Origin of the sequence: Methylobacterium pseudosasicola (genome assembly GCF_900114535.1) — a bacterium.
GTDB classification, from domain to species: Bacteria; Pseudomonadota; Alphaproteobacteria; order Rhizobiales; family Beijerinckiaceae; genus Methylobacterium; species Methylobacterium pseudosasicola.
In genome coordinates this window covers 1-7,894 of sequence record NZ_FOTK01000093.1, presented here as the reverse complement: position 1 = coordinate 7,894, position 7,894 = coordinate 1, and the positions used below count along the sequence as shown (strand labels likewise).

3 protein-coding genes and 6 pseudogenes are annotated in these 7,894 nt (G+C 59.1%); 7 read left to right on the top strand and 2 right to left on the bottom strand.

Features of this window, described 5'->3' with window-relative positions; translation table 11 throughout:
- Window positions 1–21 precede the first annotated feature (21 nt).
- Window positions 22–1,251: pseudogene (gene tnpC, locus BM228_RS32780) on the top strand (IS66 family transposase); the annotation flags it as partial.
- Between the two features lie 36 nt (window positions 1,252–1,287).
- Window positions 1,288–1,533 (top strand): annotated as a pseudogene (locus tag BM228_RS32775) (IS630 family transposase); the annotation flags it as partial.
- A gap of 209 nt (window positions 1,534–1,742) precedes the next feature.
- On the opposite strand, the gene BM228_RS32770 reads toward BM228_RS32775, so the two are convergent.
- The gene (locus BM228_RS32770) at window positions 1,743–2,768 is read right to left on the bottom strand and encodes an IS110 family RNA-guided transposase (protein WP_092047444.1); all 1,026 of its coding nucleotides are present in this window, start codon (window positions 2,766–2,768) and stop codon (window positions 1,743–1,745) included.
- Between the two features lie 64 nt (window positions 2,769–2,832).
- Between BM228_RS32770 and BM228_RS32765 the strand changes: the two are divergent.
- The 4 genes and pseudogenes from BM228_RS32765 to BM228_RS32750 all read left to right on the top strand — a co-directional run.
- Window positions 2,833–3,081, top strand: a pseudogene (locus BM228_RS32765) (transposase); the annotation flags it as partial.
- A 53-nt stretch (window positions 3,082–3,134) separates the two neighbouring features.
- A pseudogene (locus BM228_RS32760) lies at window positions 3,135–4,139 on the top strand (IS481 family transposase).
- Between the two features lie 719 nt (window positions 4,140–4,858).
- Window positions 4,859–5,884, top strand: a complete 1,026-nt coding sequence (locus BM228_RS32755; RefSeq protein ID WP_092047443.1) for a glycosyltransferase family 2 protein — start codon at window positions 4,859–4,861, stop codon at window positions 5,882–5,884.
- A 46-nt stretch (window positions 5,885–5,930) separates the two neighbouring features.
- Window positions 5,931–6,890: a glycosyltransferase family 8 protein gene (locus tag BM228_RS32750; RefSeq protein ID WP_092047442.1), complete on the top strand. Its 960-nt coding sequence runs from the start codon at window positions 5,931–5,933 to the stop codon at window positions 6,888–6,890.
- A gap of 74 nt (window positions 6,891–6,964) precedes the next feature.
- Here the strand turns inward: BM228_RS32750 and BM228_RS32745 are convergent.
- Window positions 6,965–7,267: pseudogene (locus tag BM228_RS32745) on the bottom strand (transposase); the annotation flags it as partial.
- Between the two features lie 81 nt (window positions 7,268–7,348).
- Here BM228_RS32745 and BM228_RS32740 point away from each other — a divergent pair.
- A pseudogene (locus BM228_RS32740) lies at window positions 7,349–7,894 on the top strand (transposase family protein); the annotation flags it as partial.

The following is a 7,894-nucleotide window of genomic DNA, read 5'->3' as shown; positions in this document are numbered from 1 at the left end:
CTTCGACGGGCTCAAGATGAGGTGGTGCTGCGGCTGCAGCGGCCAGAGAAGACGTCGCGCACCTCGTCCAAGCCGCCCGCGACGGATCGCAAGGAGCAGCGGGAGCACTCCAAGCCGGGCGGCGCCAAGTCCGGTCACGAGGGTCACAGCCGCGTCGTGAGCGACGATCCCGATGCCGTCGTCGAGCATCGTTCCGAGGCGTGCGCGTGCTGCGGCGCCAGCCTGCATGCCGCTCTTCCGGCAGAGGTCGTCAGCGTCGCCGAGCCGATCGAGCTGCCCGCGGTGGCGCCGATCGTGACGCAGCACCAGCGTCTCGCGGTCCGTTGCCCGCGCTGTGGGGAGCGGGTGGTCGCACCGGTGCCGGAGGCGGCGCGCGGCACGCCCTTCGGCCCACGGCTGCATGCGGTGGCGACGTACCTGAAGACCTTCCAGGCGCTCTCGTACGAACGGCTGTAGGCCGCGCTCTCTGACCTGTTCGGCCTGACGCTCAGCCAGGGCGGGCTGATGAACCTGCTCCACCGCGCGCAGGGCTGCTTCAACCCGGGTCGCGACGCGGCCATCGCGACCCTGCGCAAGGCTGAGGTCGTCGCCTGCGACGAGACCGGCGTGCGGATCGAGGGCTCGAACGCTTACCACTGGGTGCTCCACTCGGCGCAAGCCGTGGTGCACACCGCCTCGCCGACGCGCGGCGCTGTCGTGGTGCGGGAGATGATGGATGGCCACCGACGGGCGGTGTGGATCTCGGATCGCTACACGGCCCAACAAGGCCACGCGGATGAGCATCAGACCTGCTTGGCGCATCTGGCGCGCGATATCGCCTACGTCGTCGAGGTCAGCGACGATCCCGTCCCCTGGCGCCTGCAGCTCTGGCTGGGAAGCGTGTTCGCCCTGGCCGAGCGCGTCAACGCTTTGGCTGCCGCGACGCTCTCGGCCAAGCGCCGGAGCCTGGATCGGCAACTCGGCGCCATCCTGGCCACTTCGAGCCACCGTGACCTGACCCGCGATCTCCAGGCCAAGATCAGCCGCGCGCGCGATCAGCTCCTAGGGTTCCTCGCCTATCCCGGAAAGGTCGAGCCGACCAACAACGGCTCCGAGCGGCTGCTGCGTCCGGCCGTCGTGCAGCGGAAGGTGACCAACGGCTACCGCGCCATGTGGGCGGCTGAGGGCGAGGCCGCCACCCGCACCGTCGTCGACACCGCGCGCATCACAGCAAGCAGTCCCTTCGGCACAATCCTCAAAACCATCGGTGCTAGAACCCTACCATCAGACGCGTGGGTAATTACAGATGGGGCTCTGTACGCGGCTGAGCAGGTGCGCGTGGATGTGACAGCCGAGCGCCAGGACTGGTACGACGCCATGCCCGATCTCGACCCCGACACCCTCGTGTTCCTCGATGAGACGGCGGCCGCCACCAACATGACCCACCGCTACGGACGCGCCCCGCATGGTCAGCGGTGCCGACTGCTCGTGCTGCAGGGGCATGTGTGGACGCCCCCTCGGGTGCAAGCAAAATCCCTGGACGGGCGCTGCGCGTGATCGGGTGCTGCCATGTGTCCGGCCTCTGATGCGGCGGATGACATGCCGCGGGCCCGTATGGGAGTGCGAGAGTCGGGACCACATCACTACAGCGCGCTCGAAGCGCTTCCCCTGAGCCTGGTTCTCCCAACTCCGTCTCACCGACGTTGCGCCATACCTGTCCGTCGACCTCCTCACGCCCTCCGACAGCCTCGCGTCCGCCCCGCCTACGCGGTGACGGCCGGAGCTCGGTAGATCCCACCCTTCGTCAGAAGGGCCCACGCGATACGCGCATTCTTGTTCGCCACGGCCACGATGACCAGCATCGGCGGCTTGCGCGCCAGCATCTGGCCGAGCCACGAGTCGGCCGGCACGCCCTTGCGCTTGGCCCAGCGCACCACCGCGCTGGCGGCAATGATGAGCAGGCGCCGCAGCGTTCGCTCGCCCATGCGCGAGGTGCGACCGAGGCGTTCCTTACCGCCGGTCGAGCGCTGCACCGGTGTCAGCCCGACCCAGGCTGCAAAGTCGCGGCCCGAGCGGAACGTCTCGACGGGCGGGGCCAGGGCCTCGATGGCAGTGGCGATCAGCGGGCCGATGCCCGGTACGCTCATCAGCCGCCGGGCCGTGTCGTCGGCCTTCGCGCGCGCGGCTATCTCGGCATCAAGGGCTGCGGTCTGCTCCTGCAGGTGGCGGAGCGCACCGACGAGAACGGCGAGGCTGGCGCGGGCGGCCGGAGGAAGATCCGATGCTGGATCTTCGATCTGCGCGATCAGCCGCTCGACGTGGGCTGGCCCCTGCGGGGCAATCTGGCCGTACTCGGCGAGGTGGCCACGGATCGCGTTGATGAGCTGGGTACGCTGGCCGACGAGTAAATCGCGAGTCCGGAAGATCACTGCGGAGGCCTGCTTGGCCTCACTCTTCACGGCCACGAAGCGCATGGTCGGACGCTGCGCGGCCTCGCAGATCGCCTCGGCATCGGCCGCATCGTTCTTCTGCCGTTTGACGAAGGGCTTCACGTAAGCCGGCGCTATCAGCTTCACCGTGTGGCCGAGCTTGCCGATCTCCCGGCCCCAGTGATGCGCGCCGGGACAGGCCTCCATAGTGACGATGCAAGAGGGTTGAGCGGCGAAGAAGGCCAGCACCTGATCGCGCCGCAGCTTCCTGCGGAAGACTGGCGCACCGGCGGCATCCGCGCCGTGCGCCTGGAAGACGTTCTTGGCCAGATCCAGGCCGATGGTGCTAAACTCTATCACGGACGCCTCCTTGTGGTGGCTCTCAACACCACCAGCCTGGCACGTCGATGCCGTCGGGGGGCGTCCACCCCATCACTACAAGACCACCACCATCACCGCGGCGCTGCGCACCACCGGCTTGTGCGCGCTCAGCCTCGTCGATGGCGCCCCCAACGTTGCGCGCTTCCGCAGCTACGTCGAAGACAGCCTCATACCGGTGCTGCGACCCGGCGACACCGTGATCCTCGACAACCTACAGGCCCACAAAGTGGCCGGCGTGCGCGAGGCGATCGAGGCGGTGGGGGCTCGAATCCTTTACCTTCCGACCTATAGTTGTTTGGTCCCGCTGTGTGGTGATACATCTGGTGCCACATGGAGGGACGCGCTATGGTACAGCTTCTCCACGGCAGCGCCACAACGACAGAGACGGTCCGTCGGGCAATCCAAGCTCGTAAAGAGAGCGTGAGAGCCGCCGCGAAGCACTACGGGATCAGCCCGACCACCGTGCAGAAGTGGCGTTCACGTCCGACCAGCACCGATGCGCGGATGGGACCGAAGGAGCCTCACTCCACGGTGCTGAGCCTGGAGCACGAGGCGGTCATCATCGCCAGATCAGAGGCATAACCTGCTGCCACTGGATGACTGCCTCTACGCGCTTCAGGCCAGCATTCCGCACCTGACCCGCTCAAGTCTGCACCGCTGTCTCCAGCGTCACGGCATCAGTCGACTGGCGGAGGTCGACGGGGACAAGCCTAAGCGTTCGCGCTTCAAGCCTACCCGATCGGCTACTTCCACATCGACATCGCACAGGTCAGCACCGAACAAGGCAAGCTCAACCTGTTCGTTGCCATCGACCGCACGAGCAAGTTCGCCTTCGTTCAACTTCACGAGAAGGCAACTCAGCGGATCGCAGCGGCCTTTCTACGCGATCTAGTCGCGGCCGTGCCCTACACGATCCACACGGTCCTGACCGACAACGGCATTCAGTTCACCGACAACAAGCCGGTGAACGCGGAGGCCGAGGCCAAGGTGGCGGCCTATTGGGCAGAGCGCGATAAGCCGCGCCTGTACCGCTGGCATTCGTTCGAATGGGCCTGCGAGCAGACCAAGATCGAGCATCGCCTGACCAAGCCACGCTGCCCGTGGACGAACGGCCAGGTCGAGCGGATGAACCGCACCATCAAGGACGCCACGGTCAAGCGCTACCATTACACCGACCACGACGAGCTGCGCCGCCACCTGCAACTGTTCGTGGAGGCCTACAACTACGGTCGCCGGCTGAAGACCCTGCGAGGCCTCACCCCCTACGAATTTATCTGCCAGGCCTGGACGAAACAGCCCGAACGCTTCAGGCTCGATCCGTCACACCACATGCCGAGACCAAACATCTAGGCGCTCTAAGCCCGTTTCCGCGTGGCCATCCATCTACGCGTGTGTGGTGCCCGTCAGGAAATTTGCGTCCCCGTGGTCGTCAGAGTTGGCCGGTGTGATGTGCAGTCCCCCGTGGCCTGCCGCGATCAACGCCAGAAACACGTTCGAACCGCGCTTGCGCTTGGCCCGTCGTAGACTACTCGTTCGCCGCTCGCGGAGGAGATGCGCAGCGTCCGGCTGTCCCGCACTATCGTCGACGGCTCCGGCTGGGGATTCCCTGCCATCCATAGAACCGGATGCAGGTCCCGGGCTACGCACTACGGGGCCAGCTAGCGCTGCGTCTACTAATATACAGCCGGCCACGGTGATAGGTCATGCGGCATGAACAGCCATAGCGCCCTCGGTTCCACAATGCACAACCGCCCATTGAATATTTCCTTCAGGTAGTGCGTGCGCTCAACCGATCTCTTATGCAGCGATGAAGGATACGAAGCAGCCAGTAACCGTTTCTTATCAGATACAACAGATAAAAACGCCAACATGACCTAAGACGATATTCGAAGCCGTCAACAACATTAATTCGGTTCATAATAACCCCCAGCCGACCTTGAATTTTATGAACCGCTTTTTCTCCAATATAAAAACCTGGACCATTTCTACTCATGTTATAGATTGCCCGAATTTTTGCAATCTGTCGGAATTTGTGTCATTTTGCTAGATGAGGAACGAAAGAGCTCTAGATGCCTTCAATTTCAATCGCAATGGCAACCTACAATGGTGAGCGCTACATTGAAGATCAATTGAATAGTATTGTCGAACAATCTCTTGCTCCCGACGAATTGGTTGTAAGAGATGACGGCTCGACAGACAGAACAATTATGTTGTTGGAGAAATTTGCAAGTTACTCCCCGTTCCCTGTAAAGATTCTCACCTCCAATAAACGCCTCGGATACGCCGAGAATTTTTTGGCAATCGGGGCAGCCTGCCGGGGCGATTATATAATGTTTTCTGACCAAGATGATGTATGGCTACCAAATAAGATCCGCATGGGGTTAGAAGCGATAGTCGGCGATGATTCGCTAATATCTATTCATACATCTGTTATTGTCGATGATAAATTAAATAAAATTTCTATCGGGCGTCAGGGCATTCATAGTACAAAATTTTTTAACAAAGGAGACCTCAATCCGCATGAGAATGGGTGGGGCCATCAAATGATGTTTGATAGGCGGCTACTCCAACTTATTGACCCGAGTATTCGTCCCAAAGGTCAAAATGGACGTCCCCTATCTCATGACATATGGATTTATTCGCTTGCAGCCACCCTTGGGAGGGTCTCTCATATAAATCAACCGCTCTGCTTGTATAGACAGCACAATAATAACGCCGACGGAGCGGGACAACAAGATCTCATAAGAAAATTTTGGTCTTTTTTCGAGGTTCCTATCTATCGTTACGAATATCGTCGCGAATTTTGCAAATCAATGGCGGAAATTTGTAGTAATACCGCCGATGTCACCACGGAATTATCTATGAAAAAAAATCTGGAAGAGGCAAGCGTTATCTATCAATCTAGGCTCAAAAGCAATGAAGCGAGATTAAGGCTGTATCGGGAGTCGCGCTTTTTGAGCCGAGTTGAAATATTTATTAAGCACGAACGAACGAGAGATCTTGGAGGGGCTAAAAATATAACTGGTATTGCTCTTGGAAACGCAAAAGATCTCCTTCTAGGAGTCTTCAGTCTGGGGCGCATAGTTCATAAATGACGATCGGGAATTCAAAACTAATGGATTTTCTTTCCGGAGCGGTGTGATGTGCGAAATTGCGATTGTAACTATCTGTGATGCTGCGTATCTAGTGCCAACTTTAAGTGCCGCCATGTCGGCCAGGGCTAATATACATAAAGTTGAAGTAGCTGTTATCATTTATGCTTTAGGAGAGGAACCAGAATGGGCGAGTCAATTTCAAAAGGACTTATCGTCGTTAGCAATACAAGTAAAATGGATATCTCTCCCGGGTTTATCAGATTTATCAAAGTATCATCGTGACCGATATCTTCCGCCCATTACGCTGGCCAGGTTCTGGCTTACAGAGATTCTTCCACAACATATTAAGCGATTTCTTTACATCGATGGAGATGTAATGGTCGACAATAATTTGGACGAACTTTTAAGTTTTGTTCCTCCGGTTGGTCGAATTGTTGCGGCACCCGATAATTTGCAATTGTTTGTTAACGAACTGAGTTGGTCTGGCAGGAATGATATTGAATATCTCGCGTCTATTTCAGTAGATCGTTCAAAATATTTTAACGCCGGTGTCATCTATACTTTGAGGGAAACTTGGGCAGATGCCGCTCCGCGAGCTATGGCTTTTATGAAATCAAACGCTGAGTTATGCCGTTCTTCTGATCAAAGCGCTATCAACCATGTGTGTGCCCATTCTGCAATTTTAATATCTCAGCGCTACAATTTTCAAAGCGAGCATATGATGATCATGGAAAAAGAAAGTCGCGCTCTTGAGCCATTTATTTACCATTTCACCGGCGGTCCAAAGCCCTGGGTCAAAGCGGATTGGCCATGGGAGGAATATTTTAACCGTTATTATCGAGAAGCAGAACTCATTGGCTCAAAATATGGGGTGATATCTGGATCGCCACCTGCGATTCAAACTCTAGCAGGTACTAGGCACCGTCAGCGATTTAAATTTAGACAAAGATTTTTCTATCCATGGAGAAAAAAATTTCGCAGTCAGCAACTTCGTAAGTTGATTTAGGTCTAGCCGTCACATGAGTTAATCGCACTCCACGCCCGAGGGAGGACGCTGCTGAATCTAGGGTCTGGATTCGATCAGCACCAGAAGGCGATGACGGCGGCCAGGGCTACGTCTGATGCGTAGTTGCGGGCGAGCTTGTCGTAGCAGGTGGCGATGCGGCGGAAGTCCTTGACGCGGTTGAAGGTTGCCTCGATACGCCAGCGTTCGCTGTAGCGGCGCTTGTCGTGGTGGATCCTCTTCTTCCGACCGCTCTTGCCTGGGATGATTGGCGTGATGCTCTTGGCGCCCAACTCGGCCCGCAGCCAGTCGGCGTCGTAGCCTTTGTCGGCGGCCAGGCGGCGGATTGGGCCGGGTGCCTGGATCAGCACGCTGGGGCGGTGTGTAGCGCGTTGAGCAATCAAAGCCTATGCGTGGCGGTTTGAGGGCGTGCGTCGCCGTGCTGCCAGGAGGGCTCGTTGATGCTCGCCATCCATCCCCAGGCCCGCACCACTCCAGTTGTTCGCGCCCAGATCGCCCACTCGCACGACATCTCCGGGATGCTGGCCAAGCGCTAGGCCTCTCAACCTAGACCATCCGCGAGTGGCGCAAACGCGCCCCCGATGCCTGTCAAGACCGCTCGGCGCGACGCCACGAGCTCGCGTGGCGCGCCGGCGATGAGGAGCGTGCCATCGTGTGCGCGCTCCGCCGCTCCACCGGCTTTCGCCTCGACGCGCTGACCTTTGTCATCAGCCATTTCCTGCCACACCTGAACCGGGACGCCGTCTATCGCATCCTCAAGGCTGAAGGCCTGAACCGGCTGCCGCCCGCCGAGCAGGCCCGGAAGCCGCACGGCACCTTCAAGGACTACGAGGTCGGCTTCGTCCACGTCGACGTGAAGCACCTGCCCAAGCTGCAGGATCGCGACCGCGTCTCGCGCAAGCGCTACCTCTACGTCGCCATCGACCGCGCCTCCCGCTACGTGCACCTCGCCGTCAAGGACGACGAGACCACCGCCTCGGCGGTCG

Coding starts and splice junctions, on each gene's coding strand:
- BM228_RS32755 (WP_092047443.1), top strand. CDS start 4,859: ATGCCTTCAATTTCAATCGCAATGGCAACCTACAATGGTGAGCGCTAC.
- BM228_RS32750 (WP_092047442.1), top strand. CDS start 5,931: ATGTGCGAAATTGCGATTGTAACTATCTGTGATGCTGCGTATCTAGTG.